We start from the raw sequence: 23,523 nt of genomic DNA on the forward strand, positions 1-23,523 counted from the left end.
GTCCGTCGCGGCGCCCGGCACGCCGGCCGAACGCGCCGGCGTGAAACGCGAGGACCGGATCACCACAATCGACGGCCGGTCGGCCGCCGAGATGTCGCTCCCTCAGATCACGGATCTGACTCGAGGCCAGCCGGCGACTTCCATGAAGCTGGGAATTGAGCGCGAAGCGCGGCGTCTGGCGCTGACTGTGGAGCGCAAGGCAATCGCGGTGGAGCGGACTAGCGAGCAGCCAGCCGCGGCGTGATCGCCGCTTCGCAAAAACTAACGGGGCGCGTGGAGCAAGCGTCAAGCGCCAAACGCCAAACGCCCGCAGTCCAATAAAAAACGGAGGCACGACCCACAAGTCGTCCTCCGTTCATTGCAACGCCCGAGCCGCCCCACAAGACGGCGAATCTGATTACTTCTGCGAACGCAAAATCCGCGCGGCATCCAATGCGAAATAGGTCAGCACGCCGTCCGCGCCCGCCCGTTTGAACGCCAGCAGCGATTCCATCATCGCCTTGTCGTGATCGAGCCAGCCATTCTGCGCGGCCGCCTTCAACATGGCGTACTCACCGCTCACCTGATACACGTACGTCGGGAACTGGAACTCGTCCTTCACTCGACGCACGATATCCAGATACGGCATGCCGGGCTTGACCATCACCATGTCCGCGCCTTCGTCGATGTCCGCTCGCACTTCGCGCAGCGCTTCATTCGAATTGGCCGGGTCCATCTGGTAGGTCATCTTGTTGCTCTTGCCGAGGTTCGTCGCGGAACCGACGGCGTCGCGGAACGGGCCGTAAAACGCTGACGCGAACTTGGCCGCATAAGCCATGATGCGCGTGTGGATAAGGCCTTCGCTCTCGAGCATTTCGCGGATCGCGCCGATGCGGCCGTCCATCATGTCCGAAGGCGCGACGATGTCGACACCCGCTTCAGCCTGCGCACGTGTCTGTTCGACCAGAATCTCGACGGTCTCGTCGTTGATCACATAGCCGGTTTCGTCGAGCACGCCGTCCTGACCATGGCTCGTGTACGGATCGAGCGCCACGTCGGTGAGCACGCCCAGCCCGGGGAAGTTCTTTTTGAGTTCGCGAACCGCGCGCGGAATCAAACCGGCCGGGTTGGTCGCTTCACGGCCATCGGGCGTTTTCAGCGACGGCTCGATCGCCGGAAACAGCGACAGCACGGGCACGCCCAGTTCGACGCATTGCTCGGCCACGCCCATCAGCAGATCGACCGACACGCGCTCGACGCCCGGCATCGACGGCACGGCTTGCCGTACGTTGGTGCCTTCGACGATAAAGACCGGATAAATCAGATCGTTGGTGGTGAGGATGTTTTCCCGCATCAGACGGCGCGAGAAGTCGTCGCGGCGCATGCGGCGCGGACGGTAGTGCGGATAGAAGCTCATAAACGAACCGAAGAAACGTGGATGTGAGGAGTGGACAAGTAACGCCTGCCAGCGCTGCCGGAAACTTTTCGAGACAATGGTATATCATACCGATCGAGCAAGGCGCCTTGCGCTGACCTCCCCGCTTCTCCTCCCTGAGCGGGTGCCTGTCGTTTTTTCGATTAGGCTGTTTGACCCGCCGTTAAAGCGGCGGGTTTTTTTATGGGCGGCCGGAAAGGCGTTTTTTGTGCTGTCCGGCGGCGATTGCCCCGCTTACTGAGCGGCGTCCGTTTCGCCCTTCGCGTCGGGGATCAGCCAGCTTTCGATCAGCTCGTGCGCTTCGTCGATGCCGATGCGCTTGAGCGCCGAGAACAGCTGCGCGGTCAGTTCACCCTGGTAGCCGGCGCTGCGATATTCAGCGAGACCTTTCTGCGTCGCGCGCAATGCGTTGATGCTTTCCTGTCGCGTCAATTTGTCGCACTTGGTCAGGAGCGTGTGAATCGGCTTGCCGGTCGGCGCGAACCACTCGATCATGCGGCGGTCCAGATCCGTCAGCGGGCGGCGCGAGTCCATCATGAGGATCATGCCGCGCAGTTGCGAGCGCGTTTGCAGATAAGTGGACAACAGCGCTTCCCAGTGCGCCTTGGCCGCGCCCGGCACTTCCGCGTAGCCGTAACCCGGCAGATCGACCAGATGCGCGGTCGGCTCGTCCGCCTTGCCCACCGAAAAGTAATTGATATGCTGCGTGCGTCCCGGCGTCTTACTGGCGAAGGCCAACCGCTTCTGATTGCACAGAATATTGATGGCCGTCGACTTGCCCGCGTTCGAGCGTCCCGCAAAGGCGATCTCGGGTTGCGAAGTGGCCGGCAGATCACGCAAGTGATTGACGGTCGTGAAAAAGCGGGATTGGTGGAGCAGGAAGGACATGATCAGGCCAGGATTCGAGACGCCGGGGAACCCGGAGTGGGGACGGGTCAAGCCCGACTGGCGTCTTAGCGATTAGCGAGTTATTGTACAATACGATGGTTTACTGAAAACCTGAGGGGGCCAGCCCACGTGCCTTGGCGGCTCCTGGCGGTCACTCGGTCGCCGTCGTATTTTGCAAAACCTTCAAGAAAAACGCCGGGCCTGGCGCGAAGCGGCAGGTTTGGGGGCGCTCTAAAAATCCCACAAGACGAGACAGGGTGTGCGAATGAATCGACTGAGCAAGACTCTGATGGTGCTTCATGTAGCGGCAGGTCTTTCAGGTTTGGCAATTCAGGCACGAGCAGCAGAACCGGCAAAGCCGGACGTCAATCGGGGGCAGGCAATCGCGGTGCAGGTGTGCGCGTCATGTCACGGGGCAGACGGCAACAGTGCCGGCGGCGCGTATCCGAAGCTGGCGGGCCAGCACCCTGAGTATCTCGTCAAGCAACTCAAGGACTTCAAGACCCAGCCGGGCGCCAAGCAGCCAGCGCGCAACAATGCGATCATGGCGGGCATGGCGGCGGCACTGTCCGATCAGGATATGGTCAACGTCGCGGCCTATTTCGCGGCGCAGACCCCGAAGCCGGGCTATGCACACAACAAGGACACCGTTCCGCTCGGTCAGAAGATTTATCGCGGCGGGATTGCCGACAAGGGCATACCGGCATGCGCGAGCTGCCATGGGCCGACCGGGCAAGGGATTCCGTCGCAGTATCCACGGCTGTCGGGACAGTGGGCGGAATACACGGTGGCGCAGTTGCTGGCGTTCACGCAAGGTCCTGGCGCACGTAACAACAACGAGGCGATGCATGCGATCGCAACGCGTCTGTCGGACAGCGAGATCAAGGCTGTAGCCGATTACATCGCGGGCTTGCATTAACAAAGTCCGCACGCAAGTGCAACCGGCCCGGCGAGGCCGGTACAAAACAAGAAAAGGGTGAGGGCGTCGTGCCTACGACAGCCCTTCACCCTTTTTTGCTGTTCAGTCGGAGTATGAATGAGCGTCACCACGTCGGGTTTGCAGTCGAAGTCGGGCAATCGCATTACGCGCAGCGTCGTCGAAGTCTTGAGTTCGATGCGTTTTGCCATTTCGTTGCTCGTGATTCTGTCGATCGCCAGCATCATCGGCACCGTCCTCACGCAGGACGATCCGTATCCCAACTACGTCAATCAGTTCGGTCCGTTCTGGGCGGATATCTTCCGCTCGCTGAGCCTGTATACGGTGTACAGCTCGTGGTGGTTCATGCTGATTCTCGGCTTCCTGATGGTGTCGGTGTCGCTGTGCGTGATCCGCAATGCGCCAAAAATGGTCGCCGACGCGAAGAGCTGGAAGGACAAGGTCCGCGAAGGCAGCCTGCGCGCCTTCCATCACAAGGGCGAATTCGCGGTGCATGGCTCCCGCGCGCAGACTGCGGCGTTGCTCGCCAAGCTTTCAGCGAAGCTCGGCTATAAGTTCGTCACGCGTGAGTCCGAAGGCACGACCCTGATCGCCGCCAAGCGCGGCGCGCTGACCAAGTTCGGCTATATCTCCGCTCACCTTGCGATCGTGGTGATCTGCCTCGGCGGCCTGCTCGACAGCAATCTGCCGATCAAGCTGCAAATGTGGCTGTTCGACAAGTCGCCGATCCGTGCCAACACGGTGATCAACGACATCACGCCGGACCATCGCCTGTCGCAATCCAACCCGACGTTCCGCGGCTACGCATGGGTGCCGGAAGGTCAGCATGTGTCCACGGCGATCCTTAACCAGCCCGACGGCTCGCTGATCCAGGACCTGCCGTTCTCGATCGAGCTGAACAAATTCATCGTCGATTACTACTCGACGGGCATGCCGAAGCTGTTCGCGAGCGACATCGTGGTGGTCGACCACAAGACCGGCGCGCGCGTGCCGGCGCGGGTCGAAGTGAACAAGCCGTTCACTTACGACGGCGTGTCGATTTATCAGTCGAGCTTCCAGGACGGCGGCTCGCAGATGCAGATGACGGCCTACCCGATGAGCGGCGCAAGCGCGAAGACCGCGCCGTTCGGCGGCACGATCGGCGGCAATGCGCCGTTGAACACGGCCTCGCCGCTGGCCGACGGCCAGACGGTCGAATTCACCGATTTCCGCGCGATCAACGTCGAAAACATCCAGAACGGCAGCGGCCAGACCGACGCCCGCGGCGTCGCGGCGCACCGCACGCTGAAAGAAGCGTTCGACGAGCGCCTCGGCTCCGGCGCGAAGACCTCGAAGCCGGTCGATCTGCACAACGTCGGCCCGTCGGTGCAATACAAGGTGCGCGACAAGGACGGCCAGGCGCGCGAATACAACAACTACATGCTCCCGGTCGACGTGTCCGGTGAAAAGATGTTCCTCGCCGGCATGCGCGTGAATCCGGACGATCCGTTCCGCTACCTGCGCATTCCCGCCGACGGTGGCGGCACCGTAAAGGAATGGATGAATCTGCGTGCGACGCTGGAAGATCCGGCCATGCGCGCTTCAGCGGCTCACCGTTTCGCGCTGCGCTCGGTGCCTGGTTCGAATGCCGAACTGCAGCAGCATCTGGAAGAAAGTGCGCTGCGGGTGCTGACCCTCTTTGCGGGCGCGGATAACAGCATCAAGATGCCGAACGGCCAGACGGTCGGCGGCTTCCAGGCTATTGCCGGGTTTATCGACCATTCCGTGCCGAAGGGCGAACAGGAAAAGGCCGCCGGCCTGCTGTTGCGCATGCTGGAAGGCTCGACGTGGGACCTGTATCAGTTGTCCCGCCAGCAGCTCGGCGAGCCCGAGGCGACGGCCAATGCGGACGCCAGCCGCTTCATCCAAAGCTCGATCAACGCGATATCCGACAGCTTTTTGTATGGATCGCCGGTCTATTTACAGCTTGACTCATTCAAGCAGGTGCAAGCTTCGGTATTTCAGTTGACGCGCGCGCCGGGCAAAAAAGTCGTGTATCTTGGCAGCCTGCTCCTCGTGTTGGGCATCTTTTCGATGTTCTACGTCCGCGAACGGCGCCTCTGGTTCTGGCTCAAAGACACCGAGCACGGCACGAATGTCGTGATGGCGATGTCGAGCGCGCGCAAGACGCTCGACTTCGAGAAAGAGTTCGTCCAGACGCGCGACGCGGTAGGCGCCGCGCTGGGCGCCAAACTCGTTGAAGCACCCGACGCCGCCGGCGCCTCCAATCAATCCGGCAACGCCGGCGCGCCGTCCGCAAGCTCACAAGATTCGACCCGGTAAGATCATGGACTTGACTCAGGTTTCCCAATCTCCCTCCTCGCGGCCCCAAAAAGCGCTGGTAGGCGAGTCACTCAACATCGGCGAGTACGACGAGCGGCCGTTCCTGAAGCGGCTCGGCATTGTCGACTGGCTGTTTGCTCTCGCGATGGTCGCGGGCGCCGGGTTCGCGCTGTCGCGCTATCACCCGTTCATGAATTACTACGACAAGCTGGTGCTCTGCTGCGCCGTGCCGGTTTTCGTGGTGCTCGGCTGGCGCTGGAAACCGGTGCGTCCGCTGATGGTGGGCATCGCGGCGCTGTCGCTGCTGGCCATCCAGATCTACCACGGCGATCTCAGCCGCGCGGATAACGCCTTCTTCCTCAAGTATTTCCTCTCCAGCCAGTCCGCGATTCTGTGGATGAGCGCGCTCTTCGTGTTCGCCACGGTGTTCTACTGGATCGGCCTGCTGTCGCGCTCGCCGACCGGCGCCGCGATCGGCTCGAAAATGACGTGGGCGGCAGTGGTGATGGGCTTCGTCGGCCTGATGGTGCGCTGGTACGAGTCGTATCTGATCGGCGCCGACGTCGGCCATATTCCTATCTCGAACCTGTACGAAGTGTTCGTGCTGTTCAGCCTGATCACCGCGCTGTTCTATCTGTACTACGAGCAGCACTACAACACCCGTGCGCTCGGCGCATTCGTGCTGCTGGTGATCAGCGCCGCGGTCGGTTTCCTGATGTGGTACTCGGTGGCGCGCGACGCGCAGCAGATCCAGCCGCTGGTTCCGGCGCTGCAAAGCTGGTGGATGAAGATTCACGTGCCGGCGAACTTCATCGGCTATGGCAGCTTCGCGTTGTCGGCCATGGTGGCGGTCGCGTATCTGGCGAAAGAGCGTGGCGTGCTGGCCGATCGGCTGCCGGCGCTCGAAGTGCTCGACGACGTGATGTACAAGTCGATCGCCGTGGGTTTCGCCTTCTTCACGATTGCGACGATTCTCGGCGCGCTGTGGGCCGCTGAAGCCTGGGGCGGCTACTGGAGCTGGGACCCGAAGGAAACGTGGGCGCTGATCGTCTGGCTGAACTATGCGGCGTGGCTGCACATGCGCCTGATGAAGGGCCTGCGCGGCGCGGTGGCGGCATGGTGGGCGCTGACCGGCCTGCTGGTGACGACCTTCGCCTTCCTCGGCGTCAACATGTTCCTGTCGGGCCTGCATAGTTACGGCAAGCTGTAAGATCTGCCGCGCTGAACCGACTCAAAACCGCCGTGTGCTTCGCACCGGCGGTTTTTTTATGGCCGATGGAATATAGGCAGCATCCGGAGTGTTCGCCCTGACAGTACCTATGGATGGCTGAACGACGGACGCCCGGACGAGCGATCATCAATATGGCCCCTTAAGATGCATAGACCGATGGGCCGGCAAGGAGCAGCACGATGTGGATCAAGCGTAGCGACAGAATTCAACTCAGCGGCGACGACATTGCGCGCAGCGAAATCACGCCGCAACGTGTTTTTCAGAACCGGCGGCGCGTGTTGCAGGCGGCCGGCGCGGTGGCGCTCGGTAGTCTGATCGGGGTGAACGGCGAGGCGCTGGCGGCTTACACGTCGCCGGATCCGAAGGCGCAAAAGCTGGCGGCGAAGACCGACGCCAAATTCGTCGCGCTCGACAAGATCACGCCGTTCAAGGACATCACCACGTACAACAACTACTACGAGTTCGGCACCGACAAGGCCGATCCCGCGCGCAACGCTGGGACGCTGCGGCCGCATCCGTGGAAGGTGAGCGTTGAAGGTGAGATCAAGAATCCGAAGGTCTACGACATCGACGAATTGCTCAAGCTCGCGCCGCTCGAGGAGCGCGTGTACAGAATGCGCTGCGTCGAAGGGTGGTCAATGGTGATTCCGTGGATCGGCGTGCCGCTCGCGGAGTTGATCAAGCGCGTGCAACCGACGGGCAACGCCAAATACGTGCAATTCATCACGCTGGCCGACCCGTCGCAAATGCCCGGACTGTCGACGCCCGTGCTCGATTGGCCGTACTCCGAAGGGCTGCGCATGGACGAAGCGATGAATCCGCTGACGTTGCTGACGATGGGCCTCTACGGCGAGGTGCTGCCCAATCAGAACGGCGCGCCGGTGCGCGTCGTGGTGCCGTGGAAATATGGCTTCAAGAGCGCGAAGTCGCTGGTGAAGATCCGCTTCCTCGACAAGCAACCGCCGACCAGTTGGAACACGTACGCATCGAACGAATATGGGTTTTATTCGAACGTGAATCCGAACGTCGATCATCCGCGCTGGAGTCAGGCGACCGAGCGACGCATCGGCGAGGACGGTTTCTTCACGCCCAAGCGCAAGACGTTGATGTTCAACGGCTACGGCGATCAGGTCGCGTCGCTTTATCAGGGCATGGACCTGAAGAAGAATTTTTGAGCGGCGCGAACATGGCTTCTTCCGATACGCAATCCGCCGCACAGCTCGAACGCAAAGCGACACGCGCGCAGGCGTCTGCATCGTCGACGACGGCGAAGCGGCCCGCAACCGGCGCGCGCTGGATCGTGCCGGCCAAGATCGCGGTGTTTATCGCGGCGTGGTATCCGCTCGCGCGCATCGTGCTATTTGGCTTGACCGACCGCCTCGGCGCGAATCCGATCGAGTTCATCACGCGCTCGACGGGGCTGTGGACGCTCGTCTTTCTCTGCATCACGCTAGCCGTGACTCCGTTGCGCCGACTCACCGGCGTCGCTGCGTTCGTGCGTTTTCGCCGCATGCTCGGGCTCTATGCGTTCTTTTACGCGACGCTGCATTTCACCACTTACCTGTGGTTCGACAAATGGTTCGATGTCGCCGAGATCATCAAGGACATCGGCAAGCGGCCGTTCATCACGGTGGGCTTCGCGGCATTCGTGCTGCTGATCGCATTGGCCGTGACGTCGCCTCGCGCGATGGTGCGCAAGCTCGGGCGTCGCTGGCAGATACTGCATCGGTCCATTTATGCGATCGGCGCGCTCGCGATCCTGCACTTCTGGTGGATGAAGGCGGGCAAACACGATCTGATCCTGCCGAAGATTTATGGCGCGATCATGGTGGCGCTGCTGGGTTGGCGTTTGATCGTGTGGCTGCGTGACAGGAAGTTAAAGACCCGCTGACGGGAGTTGGTGCGCCTCGCGTCGTAAACAGAAAAAGGCGATGCCACAGTGGCATCGCCTTTTTTGATGTTGGTGCAACTATTGAAGGTTATGCCGGGAGAATGCTTTCGCCCGCAAACAACTGCTTCACCTCTTCGCGTGCGCGAACCACATGCACCTGTGTACCATCGACCATCACCTCCGCGGCGCGCGGACGTGTGTTGTAGTTCGAGCTCATCACGAAGCCATACGCGCCGGCCGAACGAATCGCCAGCAAATCGCCCGGTTCGGCCGCCAGCAGACGTTCGCGGCCGAGCCAGTCACCGCTCTCGCAAACCGGGCCGACCACGTCGTACACGTGAGCCGGCACGTCGCGCTTCACGACTGGATCGATCGCGTGATACGCCTCGTACATGGCGGGGCGCGCGAGGTCGGTCATGGCCGCGTCGACGATGGCGAAATTCTTTTCCGCGCCCGGCTTCAGAAACTCGACGCGCGTGAGCAGCACGCCCGCATTGCCGACCAGCGAACGGCCCGGCTCGAAATACACTTCACGATGGCCGTGACCGCGCGCTTCGATGCGATCGAGTACGGTGCGCACAAACTCACCAATTTCCGGCGGCGTTTCATCGTCGTACGTGATGCCGAGACCACCGCCCACGTCGATGTGACGAATCTTCACGCCGTCCTGCTCGATTTGCTCGACCAACTCCAGAACCTTGTCGACCGCGTCGAGATACGGCGCGACTTCGGTGATCTGCGAGCCGATATGGCAGTCGATGCCGACCACCTCGAGATTCGCCATGCCCGCAGCCGCCTGATACGTGGCGCGTGCATCTTCGAATGCGACGCCGAACTTGTTCGACTTCAGGCCGGTGGAAATATACGGATGCGTCTTCGCGTCGACGTCCGGATTCACGCGCAGCGAGACAGGCGCCTTCTTGCCCATTTCCGCGGCAACCGCATTCAGGCGATCGAGTTCGGGAATCGATTCGACGTTGAAGCATTTCACGCCGGCCGCGAGCGCGTCGCGCATTTCGTCCGCGTTCTTGCCGACGCCGGAAAACACGGTGTTCTCCGCCTTGCCGCCGGCGGCCAGCACACGCGCCAGTTCGCCGCCCGACACGATGTCGAAGCCGGCGCCAAGCCGCGCGAACACGTTCAACACTGCGAGATTGCTATTGGCCTTCACGGCGACATGCACGCTCGCGCGACGCCCGGTGCAAGCGCCCGCGTAGGCGTTCCACGCCTCGGTGAGCGCGGCGCGCGAGTACACGTACAGCGGCGTGCCGAACTGCTCGGCGAGGGAGACGGCGGACACGCCTTCGGCGTGCAGCACGCCGTCGACGTAGTCAAATGCGGATCGAGTCATGCGGAAGTCTTATTGAGCAGGTGTGGCGGCGGAAGCAGGCAGCGGAGCCGCCGTAGCGGATGCAGCGGAGGCGGGCGGCGCGGCGAGTTCGTTTTCCGGCGCCAACGAAAGCGGTGTGCCGGAGGTATCCGGGACGGTGCTCATGTCGGTGGATGTTGCCGAGGCGGGTTGCGCAACGCTCGGCGGCGTTTGCGTGCGATCGATCGGCTTGGCCGGTAGCGGCGGCACGGTGGGCAAATAGAGCGAACCGCGTTGTCCGCAGCCGGCAAGTGCACAACCTGCGAGAATGGCTAAAACCGCTACAATCGCGCGGCCGGGCGCCGCCGCGCGCATCCGAGATACGACTCGCATGACTGTCCCTGAATAAATAATCGATGGAGTTTAGCATGTCCGATAGTGAATACCTGACCCGCGCGGAAGCCGCGCTAGCCGCCATCGAACGCGCGCTCGACGACACGGATGCCGACATCGAACTGGAGCGCAGCGGCAACGTCTTGACCCTCGAATTCGAGAATCGCTCGAAGATCATCGTCAACCTTCAGCCGCCCATGAGCGAGATCTGGATCGCCGCGAAAGCGGGCGGTTTCCACTTCCGTTTCGTCGACGGCGAATGGCGCGACACGCGCAGCGGCACGGAGTTTTTCGCCGCGCTGTCGGAGTACGCGACGCAGCAGGCCGGCGAGCCGGTTCACTTCGAAGCGTAAGACTCGCCGTTCGGACGAGGGCCGCGCAAGCGGCCGAATCGATCATCCAGACCGCACAAGCAAAACGGCCGCGCTGAAAAGCGCGGCCGTTTTGCTTCAAAGGGACTGTGTAAGCGCGTCAGTGTCCGCGGAACAGATTCATGATGTCCTGCTTCTCCTGCTCGCCGACCTGCTCAGGCGCGGCCGCTGACGCGCCGCTCGCCTCGGCATCCAACGCCGCCTGACTGATGCCGACCGTGGCGACAAAACCATGCCCCGGCGTGAAGTCGTCGAAATAAAGCTCCGAGCCGACTTCGGTCACGTCGTCGGGCATCGGCATCTTGTACTCCGGCACGCCCTTCAGCGCACGCCCCATGTATTCGATCCAGACGGGCAACGCGAGGCCGCCGCCGGTTTCCTTGTCGCCGAGACTGCGCGGGTTGTCGTAGCCGATCCATGCGATGGCCGTGAGCGTGTGCTGATAACCGGCGAACCACGCGTCGCGCGAATCGTTGGTCGTGCCTGTCTTGCCGGCGAGATCAGTACGCTTCAGCACGTTGGTCTTCGCGCCCGTGCCGCGTTGCGCCACGCTTTGCAGCAGGCTGTTCATCACATATGCATTGCGCGGCTCGATCGCGTGCGGCGCGCTTTGCGCGGCCACCAGCGGTTGCGCGTGCGCGACCACCATGCCGCGCTGATCCGTGACTTCAGCGATCAGATACGGATTGATCCGATAGCCGCCGTTGGCGAACACCGAGAACGCGCCCGCCATCTGCAACGGTGTGACGAGACCGGCGCCCAGCGCCATCGGCAGATAAGCCGGATGACGATCCGCGTCGAAGCCGAAACGCGTGATGTACTGCTGCGCGTACTTCGTGCCGATCTGGTTCAGGATACGAATCGACACCAGGTTCTTCGAGCGCTGCAGCGCGGTGCGCATGGTCATCGGGCCGTCGAAGCCGCCGCCGTAGTTCTTCGGCTCCCACGCCTGGCCGCCGGTTTCAGCCGCGCTGAAGAAGAGCGGCGCGTCGTTGATCACGGTTGCCGGTCCGAGCCCCTTTTCGAGCGACGCCGAATAGATGAACGGCTTGAAGCTCGATCCCGGCTGCCGCCACGCCTGAGTCACGTGATTGAACTTGTTCTTGTTGAAGTCGAAACCGCCGACGAGCGCGCGGATCGCGCCATCTTGCGGGATCACCGAAACGAACGCGCCTTCCACTTGCGGCAATTGCGTGATCGACCAGTTGCCGTCGTCAGTCTTGACGAGCCGAATGATCGCGCCGGGTCGCACGCGTTGATTCGGCTGCGCGCGCGGGCCGAGCGCGAACTGCGCGAAGCGCAGGCCGTCGCCCTGGATCGTCGCGACATTACCGTCGATGAAGGCGGCCTGCACCTGCTTCGGACTAGCCGCGGTGACCACCGCGGCAATGATCTCACCATTGTCCGGGTGTTCGAGCAGTGCGTCGTCGATGGCCTGTTCGCGGTCATCGGCGTCGGACGGCAGATCGATGAACGCCTCGGGCCCGCGATAACCGTGGCGCCGTTCGTAGTCCATCAGGCCTTTGCGCAGTGCCCGGTACGCGACGTCCTGATCGGCCGAATCGATCGTGGTCACCACGTTCAGACCACGCGTATAGGCTTCTTCGCGATACTGCGCGTACATCATCTGACGCACCATTTCCGCGACATATTCCGCGTGCACGCTGAATTCCTTGCCCGCGCCCTTGACCACGAGCGGCTGTTTGCTCGCTTCGTCGTATTGTTCCTGGGTGATGTAGTGCAGCTCGTACATGCGTTGCAGGATGTACTCCTGACGCACCTTCGCACGCTTCGGATTGACGACCGGGTTATACGCCGACGGCGCCTTCGGCAAGCCGGCCAGCATGGCCGATTCCGCCAGCGTCAGATCCTTCAGATCCTTGCCGAAGTACACCCGCGCCGCGCTCGCGAAACCGTAGGCGCGTTGACCGAGATAGATCTGATTCATGTACACCTCGAGAATCTGATCCTTGGACAGCTTCGACTCGATCTTGTAGGCGAGCAGCATCTCGTAGATCTTGCGCGTGTAGGTCTTCTCGCTCGAGAGAAAGAAGTTGCGCGCCACCTGCATGGTGATCGTGCTTGCGCCCTGCGTGGCGTGGCCATTGGTCAGCGCGACGAAGCCCGCGCGCGCAATGCCCGTGAGGTCGACGCCGCCGTGATCGTAGAAGCGCGCGTCTTCGATGGCGAGGATCGCCTTCTTCAGATGATCGGGCACGTCCTGAATACGGACGATGTCGCGCCGTTCCTCGCCGAATTCGCCGATCAGCACGTGGTCGGCCGTGTAGATGCGCAGCGGCACCTTCGGCCGGTAGTCGGTCAACGCATCGAGCGACGGCAGATTGGGCGTGGCGACGACGAGCGCATACCCGAGCACCAGCAGCACGCACAGAATGCCTGCGACGATCAGACCCACGAAGCCCAGGATGAGCTTCAGCCACAACGGGCGTTTGCGCTTTTGCGGCGCGGGCGGCGGGGACGTAGGAGACGTGGATTGCATGTAGGCACCAAAAAAACAGTCCCGCGATTATAGCCGCCTCGCTTTTCAGCTTTCGACATGCTTACTGACACTTCTTGACAAGTCTGCGCGCCGCGCGGGAATGACTTCACTGTAGTCCCTTTGATGGCGTACAGGACGTGCGTTGCTCAACGTTAGCCATTTGGCTGAGTGTCGCGCGGCGGCGCGGCTACGCACAATTCGTCCTCATCACTCGCGTTCGAATGGTTCGTCGCGTGAGTCAGAGGGAGGACGTCATGGCGTTGAAAAGATCTTGGCTTCAGGCAGTGCAACCCGGTGCGCAGCGTTTTGCTGCGGGGATCGATGTTGGCTCGCAGAGCGTGCGTTTGATCGTGCTGAGTCAGCGCGTGCGCTCACCCGGCGCGCTGCATATCGAATATGTGAGCACCGTGCCGCTTGTCGCCGGCGCAATGGCCGGCAGCGAAATTGCCGACCGGCACGCGGTCGCGCGTGCGTTGCGCGAGGCGTTCGCCGGCCTGCCGCACGCGTGCGCGACACATGCCTTGCGATGCGCGATGGCGCTGCCCGCGTCGGCCACCATGACCACCACGGTGCCGCTCGCGCGCCTTGCCACGCAGAGCGGTTGCGCGGAAGACGGCGGGCATCAACTGGCCGAACTGGAGCCGGCGGTGATGAGCGAGGTCGAACGCATTGCGGGTCTCGAGCGGCATGCTCTCGCAGTCGATTGGTATCTCGATGAAACGTATTCGCCGGTCCGCTCCGTGACCATTGCCGCCACCGCGCGGCAACATCTCGAAGCGCGAATCGAATGCGCGGCGATTGGGGGCATCTCGCTCACCGCCATCGACGGTGAGCCGCATGCGGCGTTGCGCGCCATGCGCTACGCGGCGAGTTACGAGCTCGATCCGCACGAGCCGTATGTTGCGTTGTGGATCGGCACGGACGGCGTGTACGGCTGGCGGATCGTGGACGACATCATCTGCCGCGAAATGCGCTATCCCGCACCGGAACACGCCGATCTCGCCGATGCGTTGCGCGACCTGGCGCACGGTCCGGAACTCGACTGTGCGTTGCTGAGTGGTGAGGTCGATCTGCTCGACGGCGTGGGTTTCTCGACGGCGGATATCGCCGACGTGTTGAGTTGCGCCGTGCTGCCATTCGAATGCGCGGCGCTGGGCGGCCTCGTTCGACCGTTGGACGATTCGCTGTTGCACGAACCGTCCGGCGCGGTCGCGTTTGGGCTTGCGTTGCGTGGGGTGCTCGAATGACGGGTGGCCTATTGCACGCGGCGGCCTCTAACACTCGAGCGCCGGTACGCGGCACGCGTTTCGCGCGGTCGTGGCTCGGTGGTTTCAATCTGCTGCCTTACCGGCAACGCAATGCGCGGCTCGCGCGTCGGCGGCGCGTACTCGAATGGATTGCCGCGGTCTGCGCCGGTTGCGTCGCCGTTTTCGCATTGGCCGGGTGGCAGGTGATCGCGAGGGCGCGGCTCGATGCGCGGCGCGTGTCGATCGAGCGCACGCTCACACAACTATCAGCGCCACTCGCGGAGCACGCGGCGTTGCTGCGCGTGCGAGACGAACAGCGCCGCAACGTCGCACACGCAAAGAGCGTGTCTGAGCCGCTCACGCATCTACGCGATCTGCTCGACGCGCTGAGTTTCGAACCGGGCGACGGCGTAGTGCTGCAGCAGTTGCGCCACCGTGAGGATGAGACCGAGTTGCTGGCGACATCGCGTGAACATCTCGCCTCGGCTGAGTGGCTCAAGCGCTTGAGTGCGATCCGTGGCGTGAAGGGGGCGGAGGTGAGCGATCTGCATCGTTCGGCTTCACGTGGCGGTGCAGCTGCTACGCAGGCGAGCGTCGCCGCTCCGATCGAATTCGGTGCGCATCTGCGCTGGAACGAGCCGACGCAGAAAGCGGTCCGCCCGGCAGGTTCCACGGCGCAGCGTCCTGTGAAGTCTGAACAATCAAGAGGTGCGAAATGAGTACGATCTTTGTCGAGTTCAACGGCGCGGCAAACGCGCGGCTTTCTCTTTCCCATTGGATCAAGCGCGTGCGCTTGCCGCTCGACGCATGGAGCCTGCGCCGCCGCTGGGTGGTCGCGTTGCTGATTGCGGCACTGGTGTTCGGTATTGGCGCGCATGGCTGGGTCGTGGCCGATCTCGGTGGTGTCGAAGCGAGCCGGGCAGCGTTGGAGGCCAGTAGCTTGCGTCTCGCGAACGCGCGGCGCGCGCTTGCGCAACTGCCCGCGCTGCGCCGTGATGCCGCCGCCGCGCCGGTTGCTGCTTCGACCACGCGCTCATCCGCGTCGTGGAGTTCCGCCGACGTCGTGCGCATCGTCTCCGAACTGGCCGCGCAAAATAACGTCGCGTTGCTGACGGTGGAACCCGGCGCGGTCAGCGGCGCGGGCGTTGAAAGCATGCGTCCGCTGCAACTGACCGCGCGTACGGACTTCGTTCACCTGATGGCATTTCTGCGCGGACTGTCCGATCTGCCGGTGCTGATCGTGCCTGTCGATGTGACCGTCAAGCGGGATGCCGCGGCGTTGTCGGTGAGCGCCACGCTGCATGTGTTCGACGCGCTAAGGCCGGCGCCATCGACAACCTCCGCGGACGCGTTCGCCGACGACAGCCTCGACTCGGACGACGATGAAGACATCGTCTTCTTCGATCCATTTTCGCAGCCACAGATGCAGGCTGCCGGCGATCTGCCCGATGTCGCGCAACTGCGTCTGGTCGGATTGCTGAGCGATCGCACGCGCGGGCTGGCCTTGCTCGATACACCGGACGGCGTGGCAACTGTCGAGTCCGGAGAGCGGATCGGCGCCGAGCGTGTCACGAAGCTGGACGCGTCCGGCATTACGCTCGCGAAGGCCGGTGCGACACGTACGCTGGCGATGCCGGAGGCTTCCTGATGAGACTGGCGAAGTCATTTCCCTTTGCATTGCCGAGTGTCGATACGCGTGCGTCGCCTCGCCTCAAGGTGTGTCTCGGCCTGTATCTCAGCGCGGCGCTGGGCGCCAGTGTCACGCAGGCGTCGACTCCACCGCTGCCGCCGCTGCCTGCCTACATGCTGCTCGACGACGCGGTATCGCCGCGCGACGCTTTGTATAACGGCACACCGCCGCCGCCACGCGAAGTTTCGGCCGAAGTGCCCAACCCGTTTCGTCAGGATGCAGCAGACGATCCAGACGCATCGCGTATGAGCGCGACGGCGGCCAACGCCGCCACGGACGAGCGTGCCGCCGACGACGTGGGCGGCTCACTGTCGTTGCGAAGGCAATCTGCCGCCCTGGCTCTCGGCGATGCCGACGCCGACGGCTCCGTCCCGCTGCGAAGACAATCCGCCGCTGAGGCTCGCGGCGATGCCGTTGGCAGCGCCGCGCTCGAAGGCCCGCCGGTGCCGCTGCCGCCGCTCGCGCGTCTGAGCAATGCGCCGCGCGGTGCCGCCGACGCAGCCCTCGCGCCCGACGACAAACCGATCTCGCTGAATTTCCAACGTGCCGAACTCGGCGCCGTCCTGAATGCGTTCGCCAAATTCACCGGGCTGAACATCGTCGCGAGCGAGAGAGTGCGTGGCGCCGTCTCGCTGAAGCTCGACAAAGTGCCGTGGCGCACCGCGTTCGACACCTTGCTCGACGTCAACGGCCTGGCGATGGAACGCCACGGCAACGTGATCTGGGTCGCGCCGATTGCGGATCTGGCCGCGCGCGAGCGGCAGCGCTTCGAAGCGCACGCCCGGGCCGCCGATCTCGAGCCGCTCGCGAGCCGCACGTTCGAACTGCACTACGCGCATGCCGAGGACGTCAGGCGCTTGCTGACCGGTTCGGGCGCGCAGCGCGTTTTGTCCAAACGCGGTGCAGCGACTGCCGATCCGCGCACCAATCTGCTGTTCGTGACCGATCTCGAAGGGCGCCTCGCGCAGATTGCGGCGCTGCTCGCCTCGGTCGACCGGCCGACGCGCCAGGTACTGATCGAAGCGCGTATCGTCGAGGGCGAACATGGGTTTTCGCGCAATCTCGGCGTGAAGCTATCCATGGCGGCCACGAACGCCGACGGCACCGCGAAAGGCTTGACCGACGCCGCCTACGATCTGTCGGCCCGCCCGATTTCCGGTTTCGACGCGGCTACCGCCGGCCTGACCCTGTTCGCCGCCGGCGCGACCCGGCTGCTGAATATCGAGCTGAGCGCGCTCGAAGCGCAGGGGCGCGGCGAAATCGTCTCGAGTCCGCGCGTGGTCACGGCCGACCGAATGAAAGCGGTGGTCGAGCAGGGCACCGAACTGCCGTATCAGGCGAAAGTGGGGCAGGGCGTGTCGGGCGTGCAGTTTCGCCGCGCCACGCTCAAACTGGAGGTGGAGCCGCAGATCATGCCGGACGGCCGGGTGGTGCTGGATCTCGACGTCGCCAAAGACAGCGTCGGCGAACAGACCGACGCCGGGCCTGCGATCAACACCAAGCACGTGCAAACGCGCGTCGAGGTCGAGGATGGTGGTACGGTGTCGATCGGCGGAATTTATGCGACCGACGACCGGGACGATGTGACGCGGGTCCCGGTCCTGGGCAAAATACCAATTTTAGGTGCGCTGTTCCGCCATCGGGCTCATCGCGACCAGCGCAGCGAACTGGCTGTTTTCATCACGCCGCGCGTCGTTCAGACAAATTAGGGGCATGCTGCCGCTGCCGGCGAGAAAACGCGGGCCGGCCCCCAGGTTTTCTTTCTCCTTGGGGAGCCCGGCACGAAGCGACAGGGCTTGGGGGCGCTCTCGAGCGGCGCGCAGGCTCGACAAGGCAGCCGCTTTGCCAGTAAGCTGCGGCACGAACCATACCGGATTAGCCAGAGGACACCGTTGCAAGCGCGGGACGCACACGCCAATGTATTTTTTGTAGGGCTCATGGGGGCAGGGAAAACCACCGTGGGCCGGGCCATTGCGCGCCGTCTCGATCGCCCGTTCTTCGATTCCGACCATGAAATCGAGGCGCGCACGGGCGCGCGCATCCCGGTGATCTTCGAGCTGGAGGGCGAAGCGGGCTTCCGCGAGCGCGAAGCCAGCGTGATTTCCGACCTCACCGGGCGCGACAATATCGTGCTCGCGACCGGCGGCGGCGCGATACTGCGGCCAGAAAACCGCGAAGCACTGCAAAATCGCGGGGTGGTGATCTATTTGCGCGCCAATCCGCACGATCTGTGGCTGCGCACCCGGCGCGACAAAAATCGCCCGCTTTTGCAGACCGAAGACCCCAAAGCGCGTCTCGAAGCACTGTACGAAGTGCGCGACCCGTTATACCGGGAATGCGCGCATTTCGTGATCGAAACCGGCCGGCCTTCGGTCAACGGACTCGTCAACATGGTTCTGATGCAGCTCGAGATGGCCGGCGTCGCCAAACATCCTGCGTCATAATGGACCGTATGATTACCGTCAACGTCGAACTGGGCGAACGTGCCTACCCCATCCATATCGGGGCCGATCTGATCGGCCAGACCGCGCTGTTCGCGCCGCATATCGCCGGCAGCTCGGTCACGATCGTCACCAACACCACCGTCGACCCGCTGTACGGCGACAAGCTGCGCGCCGCGCTGGCGCCGCTTGGCAAGCAGGTCTCCACAGTCGTGTTGCCGGACGGCGAGGCGCACAAGAACCTCGAAACCCTGAACCTGATTTTCGACGCGCTGCTCGGCAGTCGCGCCGATCGCAAGACCACGCTGATCGCATTGGGTGGCGGCGTGATCGGCGACATGACGGGTTTTGCGGCCGCCTGCTACATGCGCGGCGTGCCGTTCATTCAGGTGCCGACCACGTTGCTGTCGCAGGTCGATTCGTCGGTGGGCGGCAAGACGGGCATCAATCACCCGCTCGGCAAGAACATGATCGGCGCGTTTTACCAGCCGCAGGCCGTGATCGCCGACATCGGCGCGCTGCGCACGCTGCCGGCGCGTGAACTGGCGGCGGGCGTCGCCGAAGTGATCAAGACCGGCGCCATCGCCGACGCGGGTTTCTTCAGCTGGATCGAAGCCAATATCGAGGCATTGAATCGCTGCGAACCCGAAGCGCTGGCCGAGGCGGTCAAGCGATCGTGCGAAATCAAGGCGTCGGTGGTCGCGCAGGACGAGCGAGAAGGCGGACTGCGCGCCATTCTCAATTTCGGCCACACGTTCGGCCATGCGATCGAAGCCGGCCTCGGCTACGGCGAGTGGCTGCACGGCGAGGCGGTCGGCTGCGGGATGGTGATGGCGGCGGATCTCTCCGTGCGCATGGGCTATCTCGACGAGGCCGCACGCAAGCGTCTGGTCGACGTGATCGTCGCCGCGCATTTGCCGACCCGGGCGCCCGCGCTCGGCGACGCGCGCTATGTCGAACTCATGCGGGTCGACAAGAAGGCGGAAGCCGGCGCGATCAAATTCATTCTGCTGAAGCGTTTCGGTGAGACGCTGATCACCCAGGCGCCCGACGCCGAGGTGCACGCCACGCTGGCCGCCGCCGTCTGAGTCTAGCGGGGCATCCAGCAACGCAGCACGCTCCAGCGTCACGAGGCGCCGCCCATGTTTCGGAGAACCCGGTGACTGACAGGCGCAGCGACGATGTAAAGCAAGACCCGGCGGCAGGCACGGCCACGATCGGCGTGCCTTCGCAGGAGGCACTCGAAGCGCACCTCGCGCCGTACGCGGCGCATTCCGCGCAATCGCGCGGCCGCCGCTATCCGGAAACCGCCCCCAGCGCGCGCACAGAATTCCAGCGCGATCGCGACCGCATCGTCCATTCGACCGCATTCCGCCGGCTCGAGTACAAAACTCAGGTGTTCGTGAACCACGAGGGCGACCTGTTTCGCACGCGCCTGACTCACAGCCTGGAAGTCGCGCAGATCGCGCGGTCGGTCGCGCGCAATCTGCGGGTCAACGAAGATCTCGTCGAAGCCATATCGCTCGCTCACGACTTGGGCCATACGCCTTTCGGCCATGCCGGGCAGGACGCGCTCAACGAATGCATGCGTGAGCACGGCGGCTTCGAGCACAATTTGCAGAGCCTGGCGGTCGTCGACGATCTGGAGGAGCACTACGGCGCGTTCAATGGCCTGAATCTCTGCTTCGAAACGCGCGAGGGGATTCTGAAGCACTGCTCGCGCGAGAACGCGCGGCGGCTCGGCGCATTGGGTGAGCGCTTTCTCGAAGGGCGGCAGCCGTCCATCGAGGCGCAGATCGCGAATGTCGCCGACGAGATCGCGTACAACAATCACGATGTCGACGACGGTTTGCGCTCGGGACTGCTCACCGTCGAGCAGCTCGCCGAAGTGGAGTTGTGGCAGGTGCACTATGAGGCGGCGCGCAGCGATTTTCCGCAGATCGAAGGGCGCAGGCTGATTCACGAAACGGTGCGCCGCATCATCAATACGTTGATCGTCGATCTGATCGATACGACCAAGCTGAATCTGGACCGGCATGCGCCGGCGTCGCTGGACGCCGTGCGTTCATCGCCCGCGCTCGTCGCGCACAGCGACACGATTGCCGCGCAGGCTGCGGCGCTCAAGCGCTTTCTGTTCAAGAACCTGTATCGCCATTACCGCGTGATGCGCATGGCCAACAAGGCGCGCCGCGTCGTCGCCGGTCTGTTCGACGCGTTCACGGACGATCCGCGGCTGCTGCCGCCGAGCTATCAATCGACCGACGCGACGCAGCAACCGCGTCTGATCGCCCACTACATCGCGGGTATGACGGATCGCTACGCAGTCAAGGAATACCAGCGGCTGTTCGTGATCGACGACAACTGAGCGGCACGGCACAAGACTGCGCCGGCCCGGGCGGCCTGCGAGCCGACACCAGTGCGAGGCGCCGGTTCAGAGCATTTGCAGCAAGCCGCCGCCCGACCGGCGGCAGTCCCGCGCGGTAGACGCCTTAACGCAGCCGCGACGCGAACAACGCGCCCGCAATCAACGCAACGCCGCCGACGATCGCAATTGTCTGCCACGGATTTTCATGCACGTAATGGTCGGCATCGGCGACCGCCACCTGGGCGCGTTCGCGCACGGCGTCACGCGTATCGTTCAAGCGGGCGCGCGCGACTTCGAGTTGTTTGCGAAGTTTGCTGCGCAACGCCACCGCGTCGGCTTGGGTGCCGTCCGCCAGCGTGGATTCGAGTTCCGACATTAGCGTACGCAGTTCGCCTGCGATATCTTCGGCCGCGTGGCGGCTGTGGCGAGCGATACGCCGCGCACGGCGGCTGGTGCTGGTCCAGGATTCGCCGAGGGCGTCTCGCGTATTCGGAAGTGCAGTCATGGTCGCTCCGTCGATGAGGTGAAAAAGGGTCCCACGCGCTGTCACGAAGACGCACGTTCACGTCTCGGCGCGGGAAACACCATGCGAACGCAACTTCGGTGCCAAACCCCACAGGCCCCACCCGCCGTAGGCTGGACGCCAAATTTGTCAGCAGATATTGCACTGACTGACGCGATTCCGGGTCAAATTTACAAATGCTGACAGTCGGTCGGCGCGGGGCTTCCAAGAGCGCCGACCCGGCTGCCACAAAGCGCGCACAAAAATAAAAACGCCGCCATTGGATATATGACGGCGTTGTCCAAGCCACGAAAATTCGACTACCCTAACTCTACGGCCCCTAATTTTCTCGAAGCGTTAGAAACGGTAACCGATGTTGACGTAGGAAACGATCGGGTTCAGCTTGATCTTGGTTTGCGACTGCACGTTCAGCGTGCCGACCGGCGTGTTCGCAGCGGTGTTCAGCTTGGCGGTCGTGCTGAGCGGCAGATACGAAATCGAGACGCCCGCGAACCAATGCTGGTTGAACGCGTATGTGAAGCCGGCATTAAACACCGGCTCCCACGAACTATCCGTACTGACGCTGGTCGGACCATGCAGAACGTTTGCCTCGAATGCGCTGTTGGTGATCTTTTCGTCGGTGAACCAGATGCGGCTCACGCCAACGCCGAGATACGGGCGGAAGGTGGCAGTCGGGGCGTTGAAGTAGTACTTGAATAGCAGAGTCGGGCTCCACTGTTTTGCCTGGCCCAGCTTGCCGAACTGGGCGAGGCTGCCCGAACCTTCCAGGTCGAACGAAGGCGGGACGCCGATGACGAACTCGGCTGCGATGTGATCGGTAACGAAGTAGCCGGCAGTGAAACCGATGGTGTCGGCTGAACTGAGGGTTGCGCCGGTGTTGGCTTCGGTGATGTTGGTCGGGCTGCCGCCAATGCTTGTCACTTTCAACGGTTCGCTGCTCGATTGAGGCGCAAGATGGAACCAGCCTGTTGTGACGAAAAAGCTACCGGCCGATTGCGCATGCGCTGCCGTTGTCATGCAGGCTAGCGCCGCGATCCCCGTTACGGCCTGTTTTAATTTCATATGTGCTCCTCCAAAAAAGGCCCGCTCATTATGACGACAACGTTTGAAACAAACCATACGCGGCGGTTAGAGCTTTCTCCCTAAGCTCCGCGCGGTTTCTGGCTCTGCCGCGCCGCGCCGAACCTTTGGCGCATGCGGTTCTTCGGACCTTCGGGTATGTACCAACGCGACTATCGGATACTCCAGCATGGCACGGCTTGCACGTCTCTATGTCCCTGACCAGCCGCAGCACGTCATCCTCCGCGGGCTCGATCAGCAGCCCGCATTCGTCGACGACCAGGACTACGAGCTCTTCATCGATTGTTTGAAAGCGGCTTCTCGCGACCATCACTTATCCATCCACGCCTATGCGTTGATGCCAGGCGCGGTGCAACTGCTCGTCACGCCGACCGAGGAGTCGAGTCTGCCGAAGGCGATGCAGGCGGTCGGGCGCCGCTACGTGGCGCACTTCAACCGGCGTTACGCGCGCCGCGGCACCTTGTGGGAAGGCCGCTACCGCGCCACGGTGATCGAAGGCGAGCGCTACTTCCTGCTGGCGAGCCGCGTCGTCGAGATGTGCCCGGTGCGCGCGGGGCTCGTGAGCGCGCCGGAAGACTACCGCTGGTCGAGCTACCGGCACCACATCGGCTTGACGCTCGATAGCCTGATTACGGACCACCCGCTGTACTGGTCGCTCGGCAATACGCCGTTCGAACGACAGCGTGCGTACCGCGAACTGTGTGAGCAGCCGCTCGACGAACGCGAAGCCAGCCAGCTTCAGCAGGCCACGCTGAAGGGCTGGGTTTTGGGGAGTGATACGTACCGCGAATGGGCGGCGCGGGCCGCCAACCGGCGCGTGTCGCCGTTGCCACGCGGACGGCCGCGCAAGGTGCGCGAGACGCCGCAGCAGCAATAAAGCGTTTCGGATCAAAGGGCTGCATCGAAACGGCATCTTCGCAT

21 protein-coding genes and 1 pseudogene are annotated in these 23,523 nt (G+C 63.1%); 15 read left to right on the forward strand and 7 right to left on the reverse strand.

Annotation, left to right across the window (positions count from 1 at the left end; genetic code table 11):
- Positions 1–19: 19 nt before the first annotated feature.
- Positions 20–244 (forward strand): annotated as a pseudogene (locus PQR42_RS29835) (PDZ domain-containing protein); the annotation flags it as partial.
- A 153-nt stretch (positions 245–397) separates the two neighbouring features.
- Here the strand turns inward: PQR42_RS29835 and hemB are convergent.
- Positions 398–1,396 (reverse strand): porphobilinogen synthase, encoded by a 999-nt coding sequence (gene hemB, locus PQR42_RS29840; RefSeq protein WP_408220350.1) that lies wholly within the window; start codon positions 1,394–1,396, stop codon positions 398–400.
- A 252-nt stretch (positions 1,397–1,648) separates the two neighbouring features.
- The gene (gene yihA, locus PQR42_RS29845; protein ID WP_408388702.1) at positions 1,649–2,302 is read right to left on the reverse strand and encodes a ribosome biogenesis GTP-binding protein YihA/YsxC; all 654 of its coding nucleotides are present in this window, start codon (positions 2,300–2,302) and stop codon (positions 1,649–1,651) included.
- A 265-nt stretch (positions 2,303–2,567) separates the two neighbouring features.
- Between yihA and PQR42_RS29850 the strand changes: the two genes are divergently transcribed.
- The 5 genes from PQR42_RS29850 to msrQ all read left to right on the forward strand — a co-directional run bounded on the left by PQR42_RS29850 (position 2,568) and on the right by msrQ (position 8,683).
- Positions 2,568–3,221 carry a c-type cytochrome gene (locus PQR42_RS29850; protein WP_408220344.1) on the forward strand — a complete coding sequence of 218 codons (654 nt, stop codon included), beginning with the start codon at positions 2,568–2,570 and terminating at the stop codon, positions 3,219–3,221.
- A 117-nt stretch (positions 3,222–3,338) separates the two neighbouring features.
- Complete coding sequence (locus PQR42_RS29855) at positions 3,339–5,561, forward strand: cytochrome c biogenesis protein ResB (protein WP_408388704.1); 2,223 nt, start codon at positions 3,339–3,341, stop codon at positions 5,559–5,561.
- Between the two features lie 4 nt (positions 5,562–5,565).
- Positions 5,566–6,771, forward strand: a complete 1,206-nt coding sequence (gene ccsB / locus PQR42_RS29860; RefSeq protein WP_408220338.1) for a c-type cytochrome biogenesis protein CcsB — start codon at positions 5,566–5,568, stop codon at positions 6,769–6,771.
- Between the two features lie 200 nt (positions 6,772–6,971).
- Positions 6,972–7,967, forward strand: coding sequence for a protein-methionine-sulfoxide reductase catalytic subunit MsrP (gene msrP / locus PQR42_RS29865; RefSeq protein ID WP_408220335.1), 996 nt, complete (start codon positions 6,972–6,974; stop codon positions 7,965–7,967).
- Positions 7,968–7,978: 11 nt separating this feature from the next.
- Entirely contained in the window at positions 7,979–8,683 is a 705-nt protein-coding gene (gene msrQ / locus PQR42_RS29870) for a protein-methionine-sulfoxide reductase heme-binding subunit MsrQ (RefSeq protein WP_408388706.1), read from the forward strand.
- An 88-nt stretch (positions 8,684–8,771) separates the two neighbouring features.
- On the opposite strand, the gene lysA is transcribed toward msrQ, so the two are convergent.
- Positions 8,772–10,034, reverse strand: a complete 1,263-nt coding sequence (gene lysA / locus PQR42_RS29875; protein WP_408215231.1) for a diaminopimelate decarboxylase — start codon at positions 10,032–10,034, stop codon at positions 8,772–8,774.
- 9 nt (positions 10,035–10,043) lie between these two features.
- On the reverse strand, positions 10,044–10,385 hold the full coding sequence (gene lptM, locus PQR42_RS29880; RefSeq protein ID WP_408215233.1) for an LPS translocon maturation chaperone LptM: 342 nt from the start codon (positions 10,383–10,385) through the stop codon (positions 10,044–10,046).
- A gap of 35 nt (positions 10,386–10,420) precedes the next feature.
- On the opposite strand from lptM, the gene cyaY reads away from it, so the two are divergent.
- Entirely contained in the window at positions 10,421–10,738 is a 318-nt protein-coding gene (cyaY, locus tag PQR42_RS29885) for an iron donor protein CyaY (RefSeq protein WP_011490036.1), read from the forward strand.
- Between the two features lie 118 nt (positions 10,739–10,856).
- On the opposite strand, the gene PQR42_RS29890 is transcribed toward cyaY, so the two are convergent.
- Positions 10,857–13,256, reverse strand: a complete 2,400-nt coding sequence (locus PQR42_RS29890; RefSeq protein ID WP_408388708.1) for a penicillin-binding protein 1A — start codon at positions 13,254–13,256, stop codon at positions 10,857–10,859.
- A gap of 254 nt (positions 13,257–13,510) precedes the next feature.
- Here PQR42_RS29890 and pilM point away from each other — a divergent pair, with 254 nt between their 5' ends.
- The 7 genes from pilM (at position 13,511) to PQR42_RS29925 (ending at position 20,999) form a co-directional block, all read left to right on the forward strand.
- Positions 13,511–14,503 (forward strand): type IV pilus biogenesis protein PilM, encoded by a 993-nt coding sequence (pilM, locus tag PQR42_RS29895; protein WP_408215238.1) that lies wholly within the window; start codon positions 13,511–13,513, stop codon positions 14,501–14,503.
- The gene (locus tag PQR42_RS29900) at positions 14,500–15,222 is read left to right on the forward strand and encodes a fimbrial assembly protein (RefSeq protein WP_408388710.1); all 723 of its coding nucleotides are present in this window, start codon (positions 14,500–14,502) and stop codon (positions 15,220–15,222) included. The genes pilM and PQR42_RS29900 overlap by 4 nt, the downstream gene beginning before the upstream one ends.
- Positions 15,219–16,151 (forward strand): hypothetical protein, encoded by a 933-nt coding sequence (locus PQR42_RS29905; protein WP_408388712.1) that lies wholly within the window; start codon positions 15,219–15,221, stop codon positions 16,149–16,151. The genes PQR42_RS29900 and PQR42_RS29905 overlap by 4 nt, the downstream gene beginning before the upstream one ends.
- A complete protein-coding gene (locus PQR42_RS29910; RefSeq protein WP_408388714.1) occupies positions 16,151–17,902 on the forward strand; it encodes a type IV pilus secretin PilQ in 1,752 nt (583 codons plus the stop codon). The genes PQR42_RS29905 and PQR42_RS29910 overlap by 1 nt, the downstream gene beginning before the upstream one ends.
- A 183-nt stretch (positions 17,903–18,085) precedes the next feature.
- Complete coding sequence (locus PQR42_RS29915) at positions 18,086–18,637, forward strand: shikimate kinase (RefSeq protein ID WP_106284162.1); 552 nt, start codon at positions 18,086–18,088, stop codon at positions 18,635–18,637.
- Positions 18,637–19,722, forward strand: coding sequence for a 3-dehydroquinate synthase (aroB, locus tag PQR42_RS29920; protein WP_408215248.1), 1,086 nt, complete (start codon positions 18,637–18,639; stop codon positions 19,720–19,722). The genes PQR42_RS29915 and aroB overlap by 1 nt, the downstream gene beginning before the upstream one ends.
- 71 nt (positions 19,723–19,793) lie before the next feature.
- On the forward strand, positions 19,794–20,999 hold the full coding sequence (locus PQR42_RS29925) for a deoxyguanosinetriphosphate triphosphohydrolase (protein WP_408388716.1): 1,206 nt from the start codon (positions 19,794–19,796) through the stop codon (positions 20,997–20,999).
- Positions 21,000–21,123: 124 nt separating this feature from the next.
- Here PQR42_RS29925 and PQR42_RS29930 read toward each other — a convergent pair whose 3' ends face one another.
- Together PQR42_RS29930 and PQR42_RS29935 are read right to left on the reverse strand one after the other, a co-directional pair.
- A complete protein-coding gene (locus PQR42_RS29930) occupies positions 21,124–21,504 on the reverse strand; it encodes an ElaB/YgaM/YqjD family protein (RefSeq protein ID WP_408215254.1) in 381 nt (126 codons plus the stop codon).
- A gap of 354 nt (positions 21,505–21,858) precedes the next feature.
- The gene (locus tag PQR42_RS29935) at positions 21,859–22,584 is read right to left on the reverse strand and encodes an OmpW/AlkL family protein (protein WP_408215256.1); all 726 of its coding nucleotides are present in this window, start codon (positions 22,582–22,584) and stop codon (positions 21,859–21,861) included.
- A 187-nt stretch (positions 22,585–22,771) separates the two neighbouring features.
- On the opposite strand from PQR42_RS29935, the gene PQR42_RS29940 reads away from it, so the two are divergent.
- The gene (locus PQR42_RS29940; protein WP_007180173.1) at positions 22,772–23,479 is read left to right on the forward strand and encodes a transposase; all 708 of its coding nucleotides are present in this window, start codon (positions 22,772–22,774) and stop codon (positions 23,477–23,479) included.
- Positions 23,480–23,523 lie beyond the last annotated feature (44 nt).

Source organism: Paraburkholderia sediminicola (assembly GCF_046027355.1).
Classification (GTDB): Bacteria; Pseudomonadota; Gammaproteobacteria; order Burkholderiales; family Burkholderiaceae; genus Paraburkholderia; species Paraburkholderia sediminicola_B.

Bases quoted from the DNA above. Each gene is read 5' to 3' on its own strand.
- hemB (WP_408220350.1), bottom strand. From the start codon at position 1,396: ATGAGCTTCTATCCGCACTACCGTCCGCGCCGCATGCGCCGCGACGAC.
- lptM (WP_408215233.1), bottom strand. From the start codon at position 10,385: ATGCGAGTCGTATCTCGGATGCGCGCGGCGGCGCCCGGCCGCGCGATT.
- ccsB (WP_408220338.1), top strand. From the start codon at position 5,566: ATGGACTTGACTCAGGTTTCCCAATCTCCCTCCTCGCGGCCCCAAAAA.
- PQR42_RS29935 (WP_408215256.1), bottom strand. From the start codon at position 22,584: ATGAAATTAAAACAGGCCGTAACGGGGATCGCGGCGCTAGCCTGCATG.
- cyaY (WP_011490036.1), top strand. From the start codon at position 10,421: ATGTCCGATAGTGAATACCTGACCCGCGCGGAAGCCGCGCTAGCCGCC.
- lysA (WP_408215231.1), bottom strand. From the start codon at position 10,034: ATGACTCGATCCGCATTTGACTACGTCGACGGCGTGCTGCACGCCGAA.
- PQR42_RS29910 (WP_408388714.1), top strand. From the start codon at position 16,151: ATGAGACTGGCGAAGTCATTTCCCTTTGCATTGCCGAGTGTCGATACG.
- PQR42_RS29905 (WP_408388712.1), top strand. From the start codon at position 15,219: ATGAGTACGATCTTTGTCGAGTTCAACGGCGCGGCAAACGCGCGGCTT.
- pilM (WP_408215238.1), top strand. From the start codon at position 13,511: ATGGCGTTGAAAAGATCTTGGCTTCAGGCAGTGCAACCCGGTGCGCAG.
- PQR42_RS29850 (WP_408220344.1), top strand. From the start codon at position 2,568: ATGAATCGACTGAGCAAGACTCTGATGGTGCTTCATGTAGCGGCAGGT.
- PQR42_RS29855 (WP_408388704.1), top strand. From the start codon at position 3,339: ATGAGCGTCACCACGTCGGGTTTGCAGTCGAAGTCGGGCAATCGCATT.
- aroB (WP_408215248.1), top strand. From the start codon at position 18,637: ATGGACCGTATGATTACCGTCAACGTCGAACTGGGCGAACGTGCCTAC.
- msrP (WP_408220335.1), top strand. From the start codon at position 6,972: ATGTGGATCAAGCGTAGCGACAGAATTCAACTCAGCGGCGACGACATT.
- PQR42_RS29900 (WP_408388710.1), top strand. From the start codon at position 14,500: ATGACGGGTGGCCTATTGCACGCGGCGGCCTCTAACACTCGAGCGCCG.
- PQR42_RS29940 (WP_007180173.1), top strand. From the start codon at position 22,772: ATGGCACGGCTTGCACGTCTCTATGTCCCTGACCAGCCGCAGCACGTC.
- msrQ (WP_408388706.1), top strand. From the start codon at position 7,979: ATGGCTTCTTCCGATACGCAATCCGCCGCACAGCTCGAACGCAAAGCG.
- PQR42_RS29890 (WP_408388708.1), bottom strand. From the start codon at position 13,256: ATGCAATCCACGTCTCCTACGTCCCCGCCGCCCGCGCCGCAAAAGCGC.
- PQR42_RS29930 (WP_408215254.1), bottom strand. From the start codon at position 21,504: ATGACTGCACTTCCGAATACGCGAGACGCCCTCGGCGAATCCTGGACC.
- yihA (WP_408388702.1), bottom strand. From the start codon at position 2,302: ATGTCCTTCCTGCTCCACCAATCCCGCTTTTTCACGACCGTCAATCAC.